The 18,824-nt window shown below is 58.0% G+C and carries 17 protein-coding genes and 3 pseudogenes; 7 read left to right on the top strand and 13 right to left on the bottom strand.

Features of this window, described 5'->3' with window-relative positions; all coding sequences use genetic code 11:
- Positions 1-28 precede the first annotated feature (28 nt).
- Positions 29-358: pseudogene (locus tag ACVWY9_RS00460) on the top strand (heme ABC transporter ATP-binding protein); the annotation flags it as partial.
- Here ACVWY9_RS00460 and malQ read toward each other — a convergent pair.
- The 12 genes and pseudogenes from malQ to ACVWY9_RS00400 form a co-directional block, all read right to left on the bottom strand.
- The gene (gene malQ / locus ACVWY9_RS00455) at positions 355-1,956 is read right to left on the bottom strand and encodes a 4-alpha-glucanotransferase (RefSeq protein ID WP_457387145.1); all 1,602 of its coding nucleotides are present in this window, start codon (positions 1,954-1,956) and stop codon (positions 355-357) included. The pseudogene ACVWY9_RS00460 and the gene malQ sit on opposite strands and share 4 nt — an antisense overlap.
- A gap of 155 nt (positions 1,957-2,111) precedes the next feature.
- Complete coding sequence (locus ACVWY9_RS00450; RefSeq protein WP_457387143.1) at positions 2,112-2,984, bottom strand: polysaccharide deacetylase family protein; 873 nt, start codon at positions 2,982-2,984, stop codon at positions 2,112-2,114.
- Between the two features lie 40 nt (positions 2,985-3,024).
- Positions 3,025-3,642: an orotate phosphoribosyltransferase gene (gene pyrE / locus ACVWY9_RS00445; RefSeq protein WP_414408097.1), complete on the bottom strand. Its 618-nt coding sequence runs from the start codon at positions 3,640-3,642 to the stop codon at positions 3,025-3,027.
- Between the two features lie 199 nt (positions 3,643-3,841).
- Complete coding sequence (locus ACVWY9_RS00440) at positions 3,842-4,387, bottom strand: GTP-binding protein (protein ID WP_457387141.1); 546 nt, start codon at positions 4,385-4,387, stop codon at positions 3,842-3,844.
- 232 nt (positions 4,388-4,619) lie between these two features.
- On the bottom strand, positions 4,620-5,171 hold the full coding sequence (locus ACVWY9_RS00435; protein WP_011433099.1) for a protoglobin domain-containing protein: 552 nt from the start codon (positions 5,169-5,171) through the stop codon (positions 4,620-4,622).
- Positions 5,172-5,225: 54 nt separating this feature from the next.
- Positions 5,226-5,594, bottom strand: coding sequence for a roadblock/LC7 domain-containing protein (locus tag ACVWY9_RS00430; RefSeq protein WP_011433098.1), 369 nt, complete (start codon positions 5,592-5,594; stop codon positions 5,226-5,228).
- 80 nt (positions 5,595-5,674) lie between these two features.
- Positions 5,675-6,559, bottom strand: a complete 885-nt coding sequence (locus ACVWY9_RS00425; protein WP_011433097.1) for a DUF4388 domain-containing protein — start codon at positions 6,557-6,559, stop codon at positions 5,675-5,677.
- A gap of 397 nt (positions 6,560-6,956) precedes the next feature.
- The gene (locus tag ACVWY9_RS00420) at positions 6,957-7,832 is read right to left on the bottom strand and encodes a DUF4388 domain-containing protein (protein ID WP_457387297.1); all 876 of its coding nucleotides are present in this window, start codon (positions 7,830-7,832) and stop codon (positions 6,957-6,959) included.
- A gap of 288 nt (positions 7,833-8,120) precedes the next feature.
- On the bottom strand, positions 8,121-10,715 hold the full coding sequence (locus tag ACVWY9_RS00415) for a heavy metal translocating P-type ATPase (protein ID WP_457387139.1): 2,595 nt from the start codon (positions 10,713-10,715) through the stop codon (positions 8,121-8,123).
- A 168-nt stretch (positions 10,716-10,883) separates the two neighbouring features.
- Positions 10,884-11,303, bottom strand: a complete 420-nt coding sequence (locus tag ACVWY9_RS00410) for an aldo/keto reductase (protein WP_414374476.1) — start codon at positions 11,301-11,303, stop codon at positions 10,884-10,886.
- A gap of 33 nt (positions 11,304-11,336) precedes the next feature.
- Positions 11,337-11,520, bottom strand: a pseudogene (locus tag ACVWY9_RS00405) (hypothetical protein); the annotation flags it as partial.
- A gap of 50 nt (positions 11,521-11,570) precedes the next feature.
- A pseudogene (locus ACVWY9_RS00400) lies at positions 11,571-12,158 on the bottom strand (aldo/keto reductase); the annotation flags it as partial.
- A 230-nt stretch (positions 12,159-12,388) separates the two neighbouring features.
- Between ACVWY9_RS00400 and ACVWY9_RS00395 the strand changes: the two are divergent.
- Positions 12,389-12,916 (top strand): hypothetical protein, encoded by a 528-nt coding sequence (locus ACVWY9_RS00395; protein WP_414329187.1) that lies wholly within the window; start codon positions 12,389-12,391, stop codon positions 12,914-12,916.
- A 42-nt stretch (positions 12,917-12,958) separates the two neighbouring features.
- Positions 12,959-14,593, top strand: coding sequence for a CTP synthase (locus ACVWY9_RS00390; protein ID WP_457387137.1), 1,635 nt, complete (start codon positions 12,959-12,961; stop codon positions 14,591-14,593).
- A 121-nt stretch (positions 14,594-14,714) separates the two neighbouring features.
- Here the strand turns inward: ACVWY9_RS00390 and ACVWY9_RS00385 are convergent, their stop codons facing one another.
- Positions 14,715-15,677 carry a sigma-70 family RNA polymerase sigma factor gene (locus ACVWY9_RS00385; RefSeq protein WP_457387136.1) on the bottom strand — a complete coding sequence of 321 codons (963 nt, stop codon included), beginning with the start codon at positions 15,675-15,677 and terminating at the stop codon, positions 14,715-14,717.
- Between the two features lie 278 nt (positions 15,678-15,955).
- On the opposite strand from ACVWY9_RS00385, the gene ACVWY9_RS00380 reads away from it, so the two are divergent.
- The 4 genes from ACVWY9_RS00380 (at position 15,956) to gvpJ (ending at position 18,765) form a co-directional block, all read left to right on the top strand.
- Positions 15,956-16,141: a DUF2256 domain-containing protein gene (locus ACVWY9_RS00380; protein WP_041437321.1), complete on the top strand. Its 186-nt coding sequence runs from the start codon at positions 15,956-15,958 to the stop codon at positions 16,139-16,141.
- 49 nt (positions 16,142-16,190) lie between these two features.
- Positions 16,191-16,667: a phosphate-starvation-inducible PsiE family protein gene (locus ACVWY9_RS00375; protein WP_457387134.1), complete on the top strand. Its 477-nt coding sequence runs from the start codon at positions 16,191-16,193 to the stop codon at positions 16,665-16,667.
- Between the two features lie 221 nt (positions 16,668-16,888).
- The gene (locus ACVWY9_RS00370; protein ID WP_414382189.1) at positions 16,889-17,368 is read left to right on the top strand and encodes a peptidylprolyl isomerase; all 480 of its coding nucleotides are present in this window, start codon (positions 16,889-16,891) and stop codon (positions 17,366-17,368) included.
- An 86-nt stretch (positions 17,369-17,454) separates the two neighbouring features.
- The gene (gene gvpJ, locus ACVWY9_RS00365) at positions 17,455-18,765 is read left to right on the top strand and encodes a gas vesicle protein GvpJ (RefSeq protein WP_457387133.1); all 1,311 of its coding nucleotides are present in this window, start codon (positions 17,455-17,457) and stop codon (positions 18,763-18,765) included.
- The last annotated feature ends 59 nt before the right edge of the window (positions 18,766-18,824 follow it).

Below are 18,824 nucleotides of genomic sequence, written 5' to 3'. Positions count from 1 at the left end.
ATGTCCCTTTCTAAAGAAAAGCCAGCCGACGGCCGTGTTGACGGCCCGCCGCTATTCTGGCGGCAATGCCCAGAAGATCGTTGTGGGGCGGGAGCTTTCCTGTGGATCCAAGGTGCTGGTGGCTGCCCAGCCGACGCGGGGGGTGGATGTGGGGGCCATCGAGGCCATTCATCGGCGCATCCTGCAGGCGCGGGATCAGGGCATGGGGGTGCTGCTGGTGTCGGCGGATTTGAATGAGGTGATCAGCTTGTCGGATCGCATTTTGGTGATCCATGAGGGCCACCTGGTGGGAGAACTCACGCCTGAAGAGGCCACCGAAGAGCAGCTAGGGCTGCTGATGGGCGGGATCCAGCATTAGACGAGGCCGGGGGCAGCTTGAGAAGATCCTGCCGCCCGTTCTTGGGCTAGGGCTGCTCGCCGTTGTTCCAACTCTTGAGGAGAGATGCGCCCGTAGGTGACGCTCATCTCGGCCAGGCGCTGGATCATGTCCTGCCGCAGCATGTCCTCGCGGTAGCGCCAGGCCCAGTTGTTCTCGGTGGTGCCGGGGAAGTTCATGCGCGCCTCTGCCCCCAGCCCCATCACATCCTGCAGGGGAATGATGGCCAGGTCGGCTACGGAAGAAAGGGCCAAGCGGATCAGATCCCAATGGATGCCCCCGGATCCCTGGCAGCCCAAATAGCGCAGCAGGTTTTGTTTTTCCCACTCCGAGCGCTCCGGGTCATGAAACCAGCCCACCACCGTATTGTTGTCGTGGGTGCCGGTGTAAACGACAAAGTTGCGCTCATAGGCATGGGGCAAATAGGGGTTATCGGGCCCAGAGCCGAAGGCAAAGAGCAACACCTTCATGCCGGGCAAGCCAAATTGATCCCGCAGTTGCAACACCTCCGGCGTAATGTCTCCCAGATCTTCGGCAATCACCGGGATTTCCCCCAACTTGTCGGCCAGGGTCTGAAAGAAATCTGCCCCCGGCCCTTTTTGCCACTCCCCTTCCACAGCCGTTTCTGCATCGCCTGGAATGGCCCAGTAGCTCTCGAAGCCGCGAAAGTGGTCGATGCGCACACAGTCCACCTGCTTGAGGATGGCCTGGATGCGCCGGATCCACCAGTCGTAGCCGCGAGCCTTGAGCACCTCCCAGTTGTAGAGGGGGTTGCCCCAGCGCTGCCCGGTGGGGCTGAAATAGTCGGGCGGCACACCGGCTACTTGTAAAGGCCGTCCCTGTTCATCCAGGTGAAACAGCTCCCGGTTGGCCCACACGTCGGCACTGTTGGGGGCAACATAGATGGGCACATCCCCAATGAGCCGCACTTGATGCCGATGAGCATACTCCCTTAGGGATCCCCACTGCTGGGCAAACAGATACTGCCAAAACATCTGCTCGGTAATGGCATCGGCATAGCGATCGCGAGCCTCTTGCAAAGCCGGCGGATCCCGTCGCACCAAGGCCGGATCCCATTGGTTCCACTCTTGCTCGCCGTACACATCCTTGAGGGCCATGAACAGGGCATAGTCCGGCAGCCAGTCGGCCTCGGCAGCGCAATAGGCTTGGAAAGCTTCCCAATCGGGGCCGGAAGCTTTTTCTTTGAAGGTAGCCCAGGCGCGGTGCAACAGGCCCAGCTTGAAGGGGATCACGGTTTCGTAGTCCACCCGCTCGGCGGATCCGGCTTGGATCGTTGGCCATTGGGGCAGGTCCTGCCAACTGTCGGGCTCTAGCCAGCCGGCTTTTACCAACAGCTCCGGGCTGATGAGAAGCGGGTTGCCGGCAATGGAGGAAAAGCTCATGTAGGGGGAGTTGCCCCAGCCGGTCGGCCCAAGAGGAAGAACCTGCCAGAGGCGTTGGCCGCTCTCCACCAGAAAGTCCACAAAGCGATAAGCCGATGGCCCCAGATCGCCGATGCCAAATGGCCCCGGTAGCGAGGTGGGGTGCAGGAGGATCCCACTGAGTCTGCCCATGCGCATGGCCAAACCCTTTTGCTGAAGGTGGCTTCACCGCCTATGCTGTCACTTCTGGAGCCACGATGAACAGCTCCAGACAAGACAAAATTAGAACAAAGTTAAAAAATGAGCAGGATCCAAGGCCAAGACGAGCCATCCTCTCCGGTCAGGGGATCCCGTCAGGCCACCTCGGGGGCAGGGCAGGCTTGGGCGTACCAGTTGTAGAGACCATCGCCGGTGGTGAGCCAAGTCTGAGGGCGAGATTGGATGTGCTGCAAGGCTTTTTTCAGGGATCCCATCCGCAGGGGCTGCCCGACAATGAAAGGATGTAGGCCGATGGCCATGACGCGGGGGGAGCGTTCCCCATCTTGCCAGAGTTGATCAAACTGGTCGATGAGGGCTTGGGCAAAGGCTTCTGCCGGCAGGCGGGCGCTCAGGCAAAGGCTGATGTCGTTGGCCTCCAGGGTGTAGGGGATCCCCAAGAGGGGGCCGGCGGCAGTTGGGAACCAGTAGGGTTGGTCGTCGTTTACCCAGTCGGTGGTGTAGCGGATCCCGGCAGCCTTGAGCAGGTCAAAGGTGTTCTCGCTAACGGAAAACCCCGGCGTCAGCCAGCCCCAAGGGCGGGATCCCGACACCTTCTCCAAAAGGGACAAACTGCGCTCAATGAGCTCCTGTTCGACGTCACGGGCCAGGCCGCTGTGGCCGGTGGAGTTGTTCCAGCCGTGGGCCAGCACCGACCAGCCGTATTGGCGGATCCCTTCGATGATGGGGGGGTAAAGATCCACCATTTCCGCATTCAAGGCCGCCGTCACCGGGATCCCCAGCTCGGCAAACAGCTCAAACAAGCGCCAAATGCCCACCCGATTGCCGTAGTCCCGCCAGCCATAGTTGGCGATCTCAGGGGAGCTGGTGAGATGGGGTTGAATGGCTGTGCCCAGCTTGCCAAAGGTGAAGTGCTCGATGTTCATCACCACGTACACAGCCACCCGCGCCTGATCCGGTAAGCTCGGCAGATTTCGGCTGGGCAGAGCTGAGTAGGCAGGGGGCAGCATGTCCGCTCTCCAAAGCTTTGATGCTCACCAAGGGGGCAGGCTAGTCCTTTGATTTTCCTGAGGTCAAGGCCCGATGGCAAGCCTGCACTTCTGGAAGGGTGAATAGGCGACGAAAGGCGATCCCTGCTTCTCGGCAGCGGTCTTCTGCCCCTTCCAGCCGATCCACCAAAGCCAGGATCCCTTCTGCCCGGTAGCCGGCTGCCCGCACCCGTTCGACAGCCTTCAAAGCAGAACTGCCGGTGGTCACCACATCTTCCAGGATCCACACCCGACTGCCTGCCGGCAACTCCGGCCCCTCGATCCAGGCTTGCGTGCCGTGCCCCTTGGGCTCTTTGCGCACGATTAGGGCGGCTAGGTTGGCAGGCTCAGCCCTCAGGGAGGCCAAACTCACCGCCGTCACCAAGGGATCCGCTCCCAGCGTCATCCCAGCCACTGCTTCGGTTTCGGGAGGCAACAGCCGGTGTAGCAGGGATCCCACCCAATAAGCTCCTTGGGGGTGAAGGGTAACCGGTTTGCAGTTGATGTAGTAGGGGCTCTTCTGTCCAGAAGTGAGGGTAAAGGAGCCTTCTCGGTAAGCCAGTTGGGCCAGGAGATATAGCAGTTTCTCCCGCGCTTCCTCTGGGGAAAGGGTCAGGGGAGAGCAATCGAGAAGCAACACAGCGGGGATCCTCTTGGTTCAATGGCTGGCAAGAAAGATCACTCAGGACATTTCATTATGCGGCAAATCTCCACCGAATCCAATCTCCCGTTTTTCGGCTTCACGGGAGGGATCCCTGTCCCACAAAAGATACGCCTGTGTTGGCTGGGGTCGATGTTGCTAAAAAAAGCTGTAGCCTGCTGGATACCTGAAGATCTGTTCAAACAACCACCTGGGGCATCATTTGCTCAACCAACAGAAGCAACGTGTTGGCAACAGAAGATGGCTCCTGGGCATTCAAAGTGGTGTGCGGAACTGAACCGTCCTGATTCCCCAAAATTAACAAAATGTCTTCTGGATCCCAGGCATTGGGTTGATCGACGTGGGTGATCCCAATCACGCAGGGGGCACTTGTCCTGGCTTTCATAAAAGATTGAATAGCTTGGGCGTTGCGAAATTGGCCCGGCAAGTGCGCAGGCACCAGAAGAACATAGCCGTGGGCGCGCTTAATTAAAATATCCCACATAAAGTTAAAGCGAGACTGGCCGGGAGTGCCGTAGAGATGCAGCCACATCTCTTCTTCCTCCTCTCCAATTCTCAAGCGGCCGAAGTCCATGCTTACCGTCGTGGTTTTCTTCAGCTCTGCCACCTCGTCCGTTGCTTTGCAATCGGTGTCTACTACCTCAATCTCGCTAATCGTGCGAATAAAGGTAGACTTTCCAGCTCCCACCGGCCCTGTTACAACAATTCGCAAGATATTTCCCATAAACTGGCCTCAGACTAAGCTCTAGCGACAAAGCTGAATAAAACTCGGGGGAGTGCACCGATGTGCCGCACGGGAGGTAAAGCTATCTCCAGGTTGCTTCTAAGATAATCTAAAAAAGATACCAACGCCAGCTCTGCTCCAGAGGGATCCCAGAAACTCAAGCACCTCAGCCCAAGAAGGTAGAGAAATTAAGCAAGTAGAGTAAGCAAGAGCCCACTCTAACTCAAACAACTCAAATTAAACTGTTGGCACCATTGGCAATTAACCGTTTGAATAAAGCCTCGCTCATGCCTGTTTCCTGTTGCACTGCATTGTAGGCCACCTCAAGGTAAGCTTGCTCAATAAAAGAGAGGTCAATCATACAGACCTTGCTCAAGCTGGTGCGCAACTGCTCAGGCTTGCCTTCTTTCACCAACCGCCGACTGACCTCCTGCACAACTGTGGCCATAGCAGGCACAACATGTTGAGGGCCGATCCCAACGCGCACATGAACTATGCCAATCTTCCAGCGCCGCTCAGCGTATTGTGGCCCCCAGTTATCCATGCCCGTAAACATTTCCTTGAACCAGTCGGCAAAGGTTTGGCCCAGCCGCTGCCGGTTGTGCTTGGCTATCACTGCCGCCATTTCGGCATCGCGATCCAGATAGCCGTAAAAGGCGTCTGACATTTCCGCCGCGATACTGCCGCCCCAGTCAGCACTTTGCTGCAAAACTTTCTTGTCATCATCTGTGAATTGCGTGCGTGAGATCAGGACTTGGAGCAGCTCAGAAGGTTTAATGGCCATACTTCCCTCAACGTCAGGACAGAATCAAAAACTTAGCCTCCACATTTGATTTTCTTACTTCATTGCCTCTGCAATGCTTGCCGCGACTCGCTTAATTTCCAAAAAGAGCAAGCCTTGCTTGACTTCATGGCTGGCAATTGTCAGCAAGACGGCATCGGGGCCACAACTGGTTAAAACCCCGTATCCTTTTTCCCCCTGTACAAAAACTCTCTCTATGGCTCCGCGCCCTAGCTCTCTCCCAATCCGTTCGCCCAAAGAAAGCATGGCAGCCGACATAGCAGAGGTTCTCTCTTCATCCATACCCACAGGCAGTGTGGAAGCTAAAGGTAGCCCGTCGGGGGTGACCACTGCTGCTCCCTGGACTTCCGGTGTGTTGGCAACATAGCTCTGGAGGATCGCCTGCAAAGAGGACAGATTAGCCATCCTACATCTCCCTGCTGATTCACTATTTCTAATGTTTCTACCCGAAAACCGAAAACATGACTGCAAATATCCCTATGCTTTTACTTTTCGCGCATGCCCTTGAGGAGGGTGGCCAATCGACTGACCAGAGAAGGCTTGACGGGGCCGCCCTCATCCTGGAGACCAGGCACCCTTGCCCCCAGCCTCTCCCTCACCGGCTCGGGATTCACCTCCTCAGCAATCGACTTGGACAGCTCCAAGTGACCAGACCGAGCCAGAACCGTTGGCCCCTCACAGGGGCTGATCAACCCCAGCTTGGCCAGACGGGCACAGGCATAGCGCACCTCCAGCAGGTCTGCCCCCAGTGCTTGAGCCAAAGCCGTCAGCTTGCGAGAAGGCGACACCTGCTCCAGGATCCCCCACTCCAGCGCAGAAAGTTTGAACAGAGGCAGTTCGGTGCTGGTACGCCAAAAGCAGCTATCGGGCTCTGGCAGGTCTTTTTCGGGCTGCTGCTCTAGCTTGAGCTGCTGCAGGGCCTCCAGGACGGCAGCGGTGGCGCTTTTGCTGAGGCCAGTCATTTCTCGGTAGGGCATGGGCACGTTGGGCAGGAAGCTGAACTGGCCGGATTCGAGGGCGAAGAGGCTGTAGAGGCCGGTTTGCAGTTGATGGCGGAAGAGCTTGGCCAGGGCTGCTGGGGTAATCAACCCTTGCCGCTGCAAGCAACGCCCCAGAGGCTCTTCCGAGCCGCAAAAGGAAGCCAGCTTCTCGACCACCCGCTCGCTCACCAAGCCGGAATGGGCCAGCAAGCTCTCCAGGCGGTGTTCTTCCTGAGGTGGTAGGGCAGCAATGACCCGACCTTGGTAAAACCAGATCCTGTAGATACCTCTGGGCGCCCAGATACAGAGCTGTCCTGTTTTGCTGCCTCTCTCGATCAGTTGCAGCAGATCGGGCAAGGAAAATTCTTGGAGGTCTCCAACTATAGCCATAAGAATTTTTTGAACCTCCACTTCGATGGAATGGGCGAAAAATCAATGCTTCAGTGATTTTTTAGACATCCCTATTCTTGTACGTGGACTCTCGGTCAACAACCGTGTATCTACGACCGTGTTTTTTGTAGCTCGATACTCTGCCCGCTAGCAATTACACTGACCGTCCGGGAAAATCTATCATGGAGTACAATCAGAATACGATCAGGCGGTACTCTCAATCCTCTCACAGAAGGCTTCTGGTTCGCTTTGTTTCGGCCTTGGCCTAGATCATGTTGCTTTGTAAAGTAAAACCCCTATTTTTGCTTTCTCTTTGAACAGAAGTTAGATAAAAGTTAGCAGGATCTCCCAACTTCTTTACAAAGCCAGAGGATTGTTCTCCCTCTGTCGGTTTGCCTCACTTTTCGCGCATGCCCTTGAGGAGGGTGGCTAATCGACTGACCAGAGAAGGCTTGACGGGGCCGCCCTCATCCTGGAGACCAGGCACCCTTGCCCCCAGCCTCTCCCTCACCGGCTCGGGATTCACCTCCTCAGCAATCGACTTGGACAGCTCCAAGCGACTGGCCGCTGGCCCCTCACAAGGACTGATCAACCCCAGCTTGGCCAGACGGGCACAGGCATAGCGCACCTCCAGCAGGTCCGCCCCCAGTGCTTGAGCCAAAGCTGTCAGCTTGCGAGAAGGCGACACCTGCTCCAGGATCCCCCACTCCAGCGCAGAAAGTTTGAACAGAGGCAGTTCGGTGCTGGTACGCCAAAAGCAACTATCGGGTTCGGGCAGGTCTTTTTCGGGGCGCTGCTCCAGCTTGAGCTGCTGCAGGGCTTCCAGGACGGCAGCGGTGGCGCTTTTGCTGAGGCCAGTCATTTCTCGGTAGGGCATGGGCACGTTGGGCAGGAAGCTGAACTGGCCGGATTCGAGGGCGAAGAGGCTGTAGAGGCCGGTTTGCAGTTGATGGCGGAAGAGCTTGGCCAGGGCTGCTGGGGTAATCAACCCCTGTCGCTGCAAATAACGCCCCAGAGGCTCGTTTAGGGGGTGAGGGCAAGCTGAGCGAGTTGAGGCGGCAACTTCCTGCTCGCACGCCAATCTGGGGTCAGCCAGCAAATTCTCAAGACTATGCTCTGGTTGGGGCGGTATGGCCGTAACCACTCGACCTTGATAAAACCAGATCCGGTAAATACCATTGGGAGCCCAAATGGACAGTTGGCCTGTTTTCCTGCCCCTTTCTATGAGATGTAACAAATCGCATAGGGAAAACTCCTGAAGGTCACCCACCATGGCCATAGTTCTGTCCTCTCCTGTGCTTTCTTCGACGACCAACTTTCTCAGTAATTGTACGGTTTTCCTTTTGCTAAGGAAGTAACTGAGTGCGAGAGCCTTTGAGTTAAATTGGCTCAATTCTACACTCGGGGTTACAAAAATTCAAGGATAGTTAACATTGTCAGGCAAACTCGATCGAAATGGACGAAGCTCCCCTTAAGATTTGGCAAAGATATGTAGGGGATTCAGTGAAACTTCTGAAATAGCAATGAACTGTGACAGAAGATTTGCAGGTTTTGATGATTCTTAGCGCGAGTTGTAAGGGGATCCACTGAATACAAGAGTTCGCCTCAAAAGGAGTGAATTGAGGATTACACTGAGGGAACTCAAGGCCATGAGACCCCCAGCGATTGCCGGGCTAAGCCCAATGCCAAAGGGGGGTAGGAGCACGCCTGCTGCCACTGGGATCCCTACCAGGTTGTAGCCAAAGGCCCAGAGGAGGTTCTGCTGGATCTTGCGGAAGGTGGCGCGGCTGAGGCGGATAGCTTCCACCACATCCCAGAGGCGGTTGCGCATGAGGATGATATCGGCGGTTTCTAAGGCCGCATCAGTGGCTGAGTGCAGGGCGATGCCCACATCGGCTTGGGCCAAAGCCGGAGCGTCGTTAATGCCATCTCCCACCATGGCAACTCTCTGGCCTTGGGTCTGCAGGTCGCGGATGACTTGAGCTTTGTCGGCTGGGTGAACCTCCGCAATAACGCGGAGACCTGGCACTTGCAGAGCCTCAGCCACCTGGTGGGCCACCTCCGCCCGATCGCCGGTTAGCAAAACCACCTGCAGGCCCATTTTCCGGAGCTGTTGCAGCGTTGCCTGCGCATCGGGCCGCAAGGGATCCTGTGCTGCCAGCAGCCCCACCAAGGATCCCCCTAGAGCCACGCCCACCACTGTTTTGCCGGCTGCCAATAGCGCCTCGGCCTGAGCCTGGGTCTCCTGGGACAGCGGGATCCCCAAAGCAGCCAGCCCATCCAGGGATCCCAACACCACTTCCTGCCCTTCCACTTGGGCAGCAACCCCTATCCCCGGCTGGGTTTGAAACTCGCCGGCGGAGAGCAACGGCAAACCCTGGGTGCGGGCGGCTTGCAAAATGGCTTGCGCCAGCGGATGGCGAGTGCCGCTTTCCACTGTGGCCGCCAGTTGGAGTAGGCGATTGGGATCCAGGGAGGGGTCAAGGCTGAGACAGTCCGTCAGGTGGGGATCCCCTTGGGTGAGGGTGCCGGTTTTGTCGAAGACCACCGTTTGCAAGCGATGGGCTTTCTCCAGAACATCTCCCCCTCGGATGAGCAAGCCCCGCTCGGCTCCCAGCCCGGTACCCACCAGGATGGCCATCGGCGTAGCCAACCCCAAGGCACAGGGGCAGGCCACCACCAAAACGGCAATGGCCATCTTGAGGCTGCTGAGCAGGGGTGTGGGGTGAGGGGGATGGTTGCCCAGATGCAGATGGGAGTGCAGGCTGAACCCCTCCAGGACAAAGTGCTCCGCACCGTCGCTCCCCCAGAGTGGGATCCCAATCCAGTACCAGAACCCAAAGGTGAGAATGGCCAGGGTCACCACCCCATAGGTGAAGTAGCCCGCCACCTGGTCGGCTATCCGTTGGATGGGGGCCTTGCGAGCTTGGGCCTCTTCCACCAGGCGGATGATCTGGGCCAAGGTGGTGTCTTTCCCGGTGCGCGTCGCTCGGCACAGCAACAACCCCGATTGGTTCAGCGTCCCCGCCACCACGGGATCCCCCGCTTGTTTCAGCACCGGCAAGGGTTCCCCTGTCAGCATCCCCTCGTTGACCGTGGCCTGGCCGGCAATGACTTCTCCATCCACCGGGATCTGTTCGCCGGCCCGCACTTGGAGCCAATCCCCCACTCGCACCTGTTCGACAGGGCACCATTCTCCGGTTTGGGATCCCAGATCCAGGTTCCCCTCTGGGCTGGAAGCCAGAGATCCCGCCTTCTCTGCAGGCTGAACCCGCCGAGCCAAACTGGGACACAAGCTCACCAGCGATTGCAGGCTGCTGGCCGCCCGCAGGCGGCTGTGCTGTTCCAAGGCCCGTCCCAACAGGATGAAGCTGAGCATCATGACGGGCTCGTCGAAAAAGCACTCCCAGCCCACCTGAGGGGCCAACAACCCCACCAGACTGGCCAGGTAGGCCGATCCGGATCCCAAGGTAACCAAGGTGTTCATGTTGGGGGCCAGCCGCCGCGCCCCTCTCCAACCATCCAGGACAATGCCGCGAGCTGGGCCGACAAAAGTCAAGGTCGCCAAGCCCCAGTGCAGCCAGACATCATTAAGGAGGGGCAAGCCCAGACGGGCGAAGAGATCCAAGTGTCCGGCGGCAGAAATCAGCAGCAGAAAAGCAGCAGTGAGCGCTTGGCGAATGTGGTGTCGGGTCTGCTGTCGCTGCCGAGAGAGGGGATCCGCAGGCACATCCAAGGCTTCTTCCCACCCACCGGGAGGGGAAGAGGGATCTTGAGAGTGCTCCGCACCGCTGACGCGAACGGAACTCCCGCCGGAGAGGGCCTCACCCTCTGAACTGTAGCGGCTGGGAAACCCTGCCTCTGTCAAAATCTGGGCCAGGTGCTCTGGGTCGGGCCGGAGTCCAGGGGCAAATTCCACAAGGGCCGACTCGGTAACCAGGTTAACGCTGGCCTTAACCACCCCCGGCTGTCTCAGCAGGGCCTGCTCAACGGTGCGAACGCAGCCGGCACAACTCATGCCCCCCACGTGGAGAATCAGGGATCCCGCCTGAGAAGGCGCTGTGGGCCCATTCTGGTCAGCCGGATCCCTTGGCCTGTCTGCTTTGTGGGTCAAAGTGCTCCGCACTGCTGACGCGAATGCATCTGGGATGGCCATCTTTGTTCTCCCGTGGTTAACAGCCCCCTCGCCCTACTGGCCAGTTATGTAGCGGTAGGACAGGGCTCTACATCCCATTTTTTGCCAAACTCAATCGTAGGACTGGGATCCCGGCGACAAAGTGCTCCCCACCGCTAACGCAAACGGCAAGGGAACAGAAAGCAACAACTAGGCAGCGCGGGCAGGCGGGGACATAAAGCTGGGGGGAATGGACTCGGGAACATACCTTTGCAAAATATCCTCGATGGTCTGCATCGCTTCCGCATCCAACGACCAGCCCCAAAGGCCGGATATTGCCTCCAGATGATAGGGCTTGCGTGCCCCCCACAGCGCCACACTCACCCCTGGTTGATCCAGCAGCCAGCGCACCGCCAACTGAGCCAAGGTCTTGCCATAGCGATCCTGAGCAAACCGGCTCAATGCCTCTGCCGCTTTTAGGTACTGGGAGTAGCGCGGTTCAACAAACTTGGGATCGATCCCGGCGCGCATATCCCCTGAAGGGAAGGTGGTTTGTGGCGTCATCCGTCCGCTCAGCAGACCTCGGCAGAGGGGACTGTACACCAAAGTGTGAATGCCGTGCTGATACATTTACGCTGAACACTGCTGAACATCACTGTTCAACTATGCAGCGATAGCATTCTGTTTGTTTCCAACCAGAATGGCGGTATCCCGCAAAGCTTTGAGTAGAATACCCAAAGCGCAGTTTCCGTGTCGTCTTACTACCAATTTTCTGCTTTGCTTTGGCTACCATGTTGGCAGACTCGAAAGTAAACAGAAAGATCAACTGGTAGTAATCCGTACTGAACATATTATACATTATTTTCAGTATAGTTGAGCTTATTATTGACTAGAGTCATGCTCTCGACAGTAGGGCAAGACCTCTGCTTCAATCTGCCGCTCGAACAGGTTGTAGGGGGGCTGGGCGGTGTGCAGAGGAGCCACCCGGCGAAACCGATCCATCTGTTCGGGGGAAAAGTTGCTGACCCCAATGGCGCGGATCTTGCCCTGCTGCAGCAACTGCCCCAGAAACGCCGCCGTTTCTTCGATCGGTTCCAAGGGATCCGGCCAATGAATTTGGTAGAGATCGATCACATCTGTTTGCAAGCGGCGCAGAGAATCCTCCAGTTCTTGGGCCAATCGAGGCAGGCTGGAGTTGCGCACCACTTTGTTGTTTGTCCACTCCAGTCCCGCTTTGGTGGCGAGAACCACCCGATCGCGGCAACCTGAGTCTTTGATCGCTTGCCCCAGCACTTCCTCCGAAACACCCAGTCCGTAGATGGGAGCGGTGTCGAAGGTGGTTATGCCCAAATCAATGGCTTTGCGAATCGTGGTGTAAGATTCCTGGCGGTCGGAAGGGCCCCACCAGCCGCCGCCCATCGCCCAAGTGCCCAGGCCCACCCGGCTCAACCTTAGCCCTGCATCTGCGAGGGTGACGAACTCCATGGCTGCTCCTGCTGAACCCCGATCCTCCCACTGTGGCCAGGGATCCTCTCCAAAAATCTAGCAGACATTGCTGACAGCAGCCGAGGTTGCGTGAACGACCCAAGCCTGTGACCGGGGTTGGAAGGAGAGGAGAGGCTTTTGACTCTGCTGTTGTAAGGAACTGAATCGATAGGATCCCATTCAAGAGCTGCAGCGTCTCTCAACCCAGAACTTTTGCGAGGAATGGCTCCATGAAGCCCACTTTTCTTGTCTCTACTGTCAGCTCCGTCGGTATGGCTCTCCTGTGGGGATCCCTTCTGGCTGGAAGGGCTGCCCAAGCGCAGGTGATCACCCCTCTTTTCCCCTCTGGAACTCCCATCCCCGTCGAACCCTTGCCCCCCAGTCCCGATATTCCCACCCTGCCCATCGTGCCGGATCCCCGGCCTGTGCCGGCAACCCCTGCTCCCCAGCGACCGCTGCCCAGGGGGAGTTTTGAGGAGATCAGCCGCTACTTCCGGGATCTCAACCGCGCCAAAAACCTGGCCCGCCAAGCTGCCGAGATCGCCAATGGGGGCCTGCAGCGCTATCGCGCCGAAGCTTCCATGCACGGGGCAGCCATCGACTCGCCGTTTGAAGAGTTTGAAGATGCTTGGATCTTCACCTTCCGGGGGGGAGAGCCCGGCTTTGTCCAGCCCAGCATTGAAACCCAGGTGCGGGTGGACAGGCGCACCTTTCAAACCACCATCCTCTACAACGGCCCCATCCGCTCTCTGCGCTGAGGGATCCCTGGCATAATCAAAAAAGGGCAAGGGCTCCAAGCTATGACCAAGTTTGTCTTCGTCACGGGCGGAGTGGTCTCCAGCATCGGCAAAGGCATTGTGGCGGCCAGCTTGGGTCGCCTCCTCAAATCCCGCAACTACACGGTGTCGATTTTGAAGCTGGATCCCTATATCAATGTGGATCCCGGCACCATGAGTCCCTACCAGCATGGAGAAGTGTTCGTCACCGACGACGGCGCCGAGACCGACCTGGACTTGGGCCACTACGAGCGCTTCACCGACACCAACATGTCCAAGCTCAACAACGTTACCACCGGCGCCATCTACCAGGCGGTGATCCACAAAGAGCGGCGGGGGGATTATCAGGGCAGCACGGTGCAGGTGATCCCCCATGTTACCCAAGAGATTAAAGAGCGCATCCGGCGGGTGGCCCGCGAGACCAACCCCGACGTGGTGCTGGTGGAGGTGGGGGGCACGGTGGGAGATATCGAGTCTTTGCCCTTTTTGGAGGCCATCCGCCAATTTCGCAAGGATGTGGGCCGCGCCAATGTCGCCTATGTGCATGTCACCCTGGTGCCCCTGATCAAAGCGGCAGGGGAGATGAAAACCAAGCCTACCCAGCACTCGGTCAAGGAGCTGCGCTCTATTGGTATCCAGCCAGATGTGTTGGTGTGCCGCTGCGAACAGCCATTGCCCCGCGGGATCAAGGAGAAGATCTCCGAGTTTTGTGACGTGCCGGTAGAATGCGTCATCCAGGCGCAGGATGCCCCCAGCATCTACGACGTGCCTCTGGTGCTGGAGCAGGAGGGGTTGGCGCAGCGGGTTTTGGAGATCCTCAACCTGGATCCCCAGCAGCCCGACCTGCGGGAGTGGGAGCTCCTGGTGCAGCGGCTGCACCACCCCCAAGAGCGGGTGGAGATTGCCATTGTCGGCAAATACGTGCGCCTTACGGATGCCTATCTTTCGGTGGCCGAGGCCCTGCGCCATGCTGGGTTGGCCCTCAATGCCGGCGTCACGCTGCGCTGGATCTCTTCTGAGGAGATCGAAGAGCGGGGACCAGAGGCATTGCTTTCCGGCGTGGATGGAGTGGTGGTGCCAGGGGGGTTTGGCAATCGCGGCATCGAGGGCAAGGTGGCTACCATCCGCTACGTGCGCGAGCAAGGCATTCCCTTCCTAGGGCTGTGTCTGGGCATGCAGTGCGCGGTGATCGACTGGGGATGTCACATTGCCCACCTGGAGCGGGCCAACAGCTACGAGTTTGACCCCGATACCCCCCACCCGGTGATCAGCCTCTTGCCGGAGCAGAAAGATGTGGAAGATCTGGGAGGAACCCTGCGGCTGGGCCTCTATCCCTGTCGCATCATGCCCAATACCCTAGCGGCCAAGCTCTACGGTGAGGCCATCATCTACGAGCGGCACCGCCATCGCTATGAGTTTAACAATGCCTACCGCAGCCTTTTTCTGGACTCTGGTTATATCATCAGCGGAGTCTCGCCGGATAACCGCTTGGTGGAGATTATCGAGCTGCCCAGCCACCCCTTTTTCATCGCCACCCAGTTCCATCCGGAGTTTCGCTCCCGCCCCAACCGCCCCCACCCCCTCTTTTTGGGGTTGATCGAAGCTGCCCTGCGCAGCCGCCCTCAGCCTCACCCCCTGCAGTTGCAGAAGATGGGCTAGTTGACAGATCCCTTGTCCAAAAGTGGGGGCACGCCTCTGGTCCTGGTTCTGCAGAGCTTTGCTGAACATAAACTGCTGCGGAATCCTGGGTTTCGCCTGTGGAGCAGCCGTGGCCTACTGCCTAAAACGAGGTCATCCAATCTGCCAAAATTTCCTGTCGGCGTGGATGGCGCAGTTTGCGCATGGCTCGTGCTTGAATTTGTCGGACGCGCTCCCGAGAGAGGCCGAAAAGCTGACCAATTTCGGAGAGAGTGTGTAGGTGGCCATCTTTCAGCCCATAGCGGAGCTTGAGAATCTCTTGCTCTCGGGGGCTGAGCTGCTCCAGCATCTCTTCCAGTTGGGCAGACAGCAGGTACAAGTCCATTTGCGATTCGGGAGTGGGGCCGTTGGCGGCCTCGATAAGCTGCATCAGCTCCCTATCCTCCTCTTTGCCAACTGGAGTATGTAGCGAAAGGGTTTGGCGACCGGCTTCCAAGAGGGTTAAGAGAGCGTCCAGCTTGTCGGGGGAAATCTCCAGAGCTTCGGCAATTTCCGCTTGGGTGGGGCGACGGTTTAGGGTCTCGGTCAGCTCCCGCCGGATCCGCTTCACCTGGTTGAGCTTTTCTACCATGTGCACCGGGATCCGCACCAGGCGCCCCTGATTGGCAACGGCGCGGGTGATTCCTTGGCGAATCCACCAGTAGGCGTAGGTGGAAAACTTGTAGCCGCGTTCGTACTCAAATTTTTCTGCGGCTCGGATCAGGCCAATGGTGCCTTCTTGAATCAGATCCAGAAACGGCACACCGCGATTCAAATACTTTTTGGCAATCGAGACCACCAGGCGCAGGTTGGCCCTAACCAATTCCCGTTTCGCCCGTTCCCCGGCGGCTCCCCCCTCTGCAATCAGCCGTCCCAATTTCACTTCCTGCTCGGCATTGAGGAGTGGGTAGCGAGCCATTTCCCGCAAAAATACGCCCACTGAGTCTTCCGAAAGCGAGGCTTGGGTCGCTCGGTTGCCGGGTTTGCTGAGCCGTACCTCAACCCGCTTCAGTGGAGGAGGAGAGTTCTGAACAGCTACATTCGTCCCATTTGGTTGAGATTTCATACAAACTCAAGCTCAAGTTCACAAGCGGGTGTTAAGAACTTTACTCAGTACAGGATGGAGGCGGCTAACCTTTCAGCAAACCCAACTTCCTTCAGGGATCCCTGCAGACACAGGGCAGAGATCTCGCCGGATTTCAAGAGGCTACTCGATTTCTCTAGGTTCAGACTTCAGCTTTTGCTAAGGTGGGGCGCAGACTAAACACTTCCGTGATGGTAACGGTCAGCATCCGGTAGGATTGTTAAACTGACTACAGAGTTGACCTTGTTTTGCAGTGCACCATGCCACGCCAACGGAAGAAATCGGATTTGCCCAGCAAGATTTGTCTCACCTGTCAGCGACCCTTCACCTGGCGCAAAAAGTGGGCCGACTGTTGGTCGGAGGTGAAATACTGTTCTGAGCGGTGTCGCAATCATCGCCCCAAGGGATCCCTGCCTGCTTCCCGGCAAGACGGTTGGGACGGATAATGTTGTCTCAGGATCAGGACATAAGGGTTTGGATCTGTCGGGGTTGGCGATGCGGTTTCTCAAGTGGCTGTTGCACAATCCCCACGAGACAGAAGAGGAGGATCCCTTTTTGCGGGCCATCACCCGCCTGGAAAGCCTGATCTCGAAGCTACTGTCAATTTTGATGATCGGGCTAATCGTAGTAGCAGTGGTGGACTTGGCCCGGTTCTTGGTGGCAGATTTGTTGACCGAGCCAACTGGGTTTTTCTCCACCACTTTAATCGAGATCTTCGGCCTCTTTTTAAATATTCTAATTGCGCTGGAAATTCTGGAGAACATTACCGCCTACTTGCAAAAGCAGGTGGTGCAGGTGGAGCTGGTGATCGTCACCTCTTTGATTGCGGTGGCCCGCAAGATCATCATTTTTGATTTCGAGAAGCTGGGGGGGTTGGAGCTCATTGGCTTGGGGGCAGCGACGTTGGCCCTCTCGGTAAGTTATTGGCTGGTGCGGCGAGCCAAGTCTCCATCCAAGTCCGGGGAAAATTAGGCTAGGACAGAATCCTGGTAGGATAGGGGTGGAGCTTTCCTGCAAGAAACGTGCGTGTGCGATCTGAGTTGGCCAGCCTGGTGAAGTTAGCTGTGCTGATGGTGGTGCTTTGGGTGGGGCTGAGTGCTCTCCCTGTCTTGGCCCGCCCGCATTCTTCTCGCGATTTGCTCCTGGCACAACAATTGGGCAAACCCGTGAAAACCTACAACAGTCCCCCGCCGATGGTGATCGACCCGGCCAAGTCCTACACGGCCACGATGGAGACCACCGCCGGCACAATGGTTCTGGAGCTGTTTCCTCAGGAAGCTCCCCTGGCCGTCAACAATTTCGTCTTTTTGGCCAACGACCACTTCTACGATGGTGTCATCTTTCACCGCGTGATCCGCGGCTTCATGATCCAGGGCGGGGATCCCACGGGTACAGGGCGGGGTGGGCCGGGCTACCGCTTTCCCGATGAGCCGGTGCAACGTCCCTACAGCCGTGGCACTTTGGCTATGGCCAACGCCGGCCCCAACACCAATGGCAGCCAGTTCTTCATCATGCATGCCGACTACCCGCTGCCGCCCAACTACACGATCTTTGGGCAATTGATCGAGGGAGAGGATGTGTTGGATAAAATTGCAACTGCGCCCACCGACCCTCAGGATCGCCCCCTGAAACCGGTGGAGATCAAGTCGGTTCGCATCTTGGAATCCAATTAGGTTGGGCCAATCGGGTGGAACAGTTTGGTTAAATTAACTTGGCCTCTGGCCCCATTTTTGCAACTTGCCCCCAGGGGGACTCAGGTATGGAGTTCGCTAGGCCCCGGCGAATGTCCCCCCGCATTCTGGTTCTGGATTTTGATGGTGTGCTCTGCGATGGGCGGGCGGAGTATTTTGCTTCCTCCTGCCGCGTTTGTGCTCAGGTGTGGGGCTTGGCTCCTGCTCAGCTAGAGCCGCTGCGTCCTGCCTTCGACCGTCTGCGCCCGCTGATTGAGACCGGCTGGGAGATGCCTCTGTTGTTGTGGGGGCTACAGGAAGGGATCCGGGAGGAGGACTTGCGCCAAGACTGGCCCAGCTGGCGTCAGCGGTTGTTGCAGCAGTCAGGGATCCCTGCCCTCTCTCTAATCCAAGCGTTAATCCAAGCGTTGGATCGGGTGCGGGATCGCTGGATTGCAGAGGATCTGCAGGGGTGGCTGGGGCTACACCGCTTTTATCCGGGGGTGGCGGCTTGGCTACGCCAGGTTCAGGCTGCCGGGGAGCCGCGCTTGGCCATCCTCAGCACCAAAGAGGGACGGTTCATCCAGCAGCTCTTGGGCCGAGCAGGGATCCAACTGCCACGCCACCGCATTCTGGGCAAGGAGGTGCGCGCCCCCAAGGCCACCACTTTACAGCGGCTACTGGCTGCCGCCCAACTGCCGGCTGAGGAGCTGTGGTTTGTGGAGGATCGCCTGCAAACGCTGCGCCAGGTGCAGACGGTGCCGGAGCTGGAGCAAGTTCTCCTGTTTTTGGCCGACTGGGGCTACAACCTGCCGGAGGAAAGGGAAGAGGCCGCTCGGGATCCCCGTCTCCATTTGCTCAGCCTGGAACAGCTTTGCCAGCCCTTTGACCGTTGGATTGCCCCTTCTCCCCCGCCGCGCTTTTCTATCAGTCCCGCCAGCTGGGAAGACTTGAGCCAGGCTCGGCCCACCCCTGGCCGGAAACGCCCGGAAGCCGGTTTGGCCTCTCTGGTGCTGACCTTGGTGGAGCTGTTGCGGCAGTTGATGGAGGCGCAGGTGGTGCGGCAAATGGAGGCCGAGCGCCTTTCTGCAGAGCAGATTGAGCGGGCCGGCAGCAGCCTACAAGCCTTGCGGGAGCAAATTCGACAAATCTGCAGCCTGTTGGAGATCGACCCAGCGGATTTGAACCTGGAGCTCGGAGATCTGGGCAGCCTCCTGCCCCGCCAGGGGGACTACTACCCCGGACAACCCCACCGCGAGGGATCCCTGCTGGAACTGTTGGATCGGCTGATCCACACCGGCATCGTCGTCGATGGCGAGATCGACTTGGGGCTGGCGGACTTGGACCTGATCCACGCCCGCCTGAAGCTGGTGCTCACCTCCAGCGCCAAGCTCTACTGAGCCCGTGGATTGAGAGTGCTGATGGAGACGATTGGGAGAAGAGATGCCTGAAGCGGGGA

Source organism: Thermostichus sp. OS-CIW-31, from assembly GCF_054060305.1.
The sequence above is the reverse complement of the archived record's forward strand: the minus strand, read 5'-3'. Positions and strand labels throughout refer to the sequence as shown.

Excerpts from the sequence above, each read along its gene's own strand:
- ACVWY9_RS00410 (WP_414374476.1), bottom strand. The coding sequence starts at position 11,303 with ATGTATCAGCACGGCATTCACACTTTGGTGTACAGTCCCCTCTGCCGA.
- ACVWY9_RS00435 (WP_011433099.1), bottom strand. The coding sequence starts at position 5,171 with ATGGCCATTAAACCTTCTGAGCTGCTCCAAGTCCTGATCTCACGCACG.
- ACVWY9_RS00375 (WP_457387134.1), top strand. The coding sequence starts at position 16,191 with ATGCGGTTTCTCAAGTGGCTGTTGCACAATCCCCACGAGACAGAAGAG.
- ACVWY9_RS00370 (WP_414382189.1), top strand. The coding sequence starts at position 16,889 with ATGGTGATCGACCCGGCCAAGTCCTACACGGCCACGATGGAGACCACC.
- ACVWY9_RS00380 (WP_041437321.1), top strand. The coding sequence starts at position 15,956 with ATGCCACGCCAACGGAAGAAATCGGATTTGCCCAGCAAGATTTGTCTC.
- ACVWY9_RS00430 (WP_011433098.1), bottom strand. The coding sequence starts at position 5,594 with ATGGCTAATCTGTCCTCTTTGCAGGCGATCCTCCAGAGCTATGTTGCC.
- ACVWY9_RS00390 (WP_457387137.1), top strand. The coding sequence starts at position 12,959 with ATGACCAAGTTTGTCTTCGTCACGGGCGGAGTGGTCTCCAGCATCGGC.
- malQ (WP_457387145.1), bottom strand. The coding sequence starts at position 1,956 with ATGCGCATGGGCAGACTCAGTGGGATCCTCCTGCACCCCACCTCGCTA.
- ACVWY9_RS00395 (WP_414329187.1), top strand. The coding sequence starts at position 12,389 with ATGAAGCCCACTTTTCTTGTCTCTACTGTCAGCTCCGTCGGTATGGCT.
- ACVWY9_RS00415 (WP_457387139.1), bottom strand. The coding sequence starts at position 10,715 with ATGGCCATCCCAGATGCATTCGCGTCAGCAGTGCGGAGCACTTTGACC.
- ACVWY9_RS00440 (WP_457387141.1), bottom strand. The coding sequence starts at position 4,387 with ATGGGAAATATCTTGCGAATTGTTGTAACAGGGCCGGTGGGAGCTGGA.
- ACVWY9_RS00420 (WP_457387297.1), bottom strand. The coding sequence starts at position 7,832 with ATGGTGGGTGACCTTCAGGAGTTTTCCCTATGCGATTTGTTACATCTC.
- ACVWY9_RS00385 (WP_457387136.1), bottom strand. The coding sequence starts at position 15,677 with ATGAAATCTCAACCAAATGGGACGAATGTAGCTGTTCAGAACTCTCCT.
- gvpJ (WP_457387133.1), top strand. The coding sequence starts at position 17,455 with ATGGAGTTCGCTAGGCCCCGGCGAATGTCCCCCCGCATTCTGGTTCTG.
- ACVWY9_RS00450 (WP_457387143.1), bottom strand. The coding sequence starts at position 2,984 with ATGCTGCCCCCTGCCTACTCAGCTCTGCCCAGCCGAAATCTGCCGAGC.
- ACVWY9_RS00425 (WP_011433097.1), bottom strand. The coding sequence starts at position 6,559 with ATGGCTATAGTTGGAGACCTCCAAGAATTTTCCTTGCCCGATCTGCTG.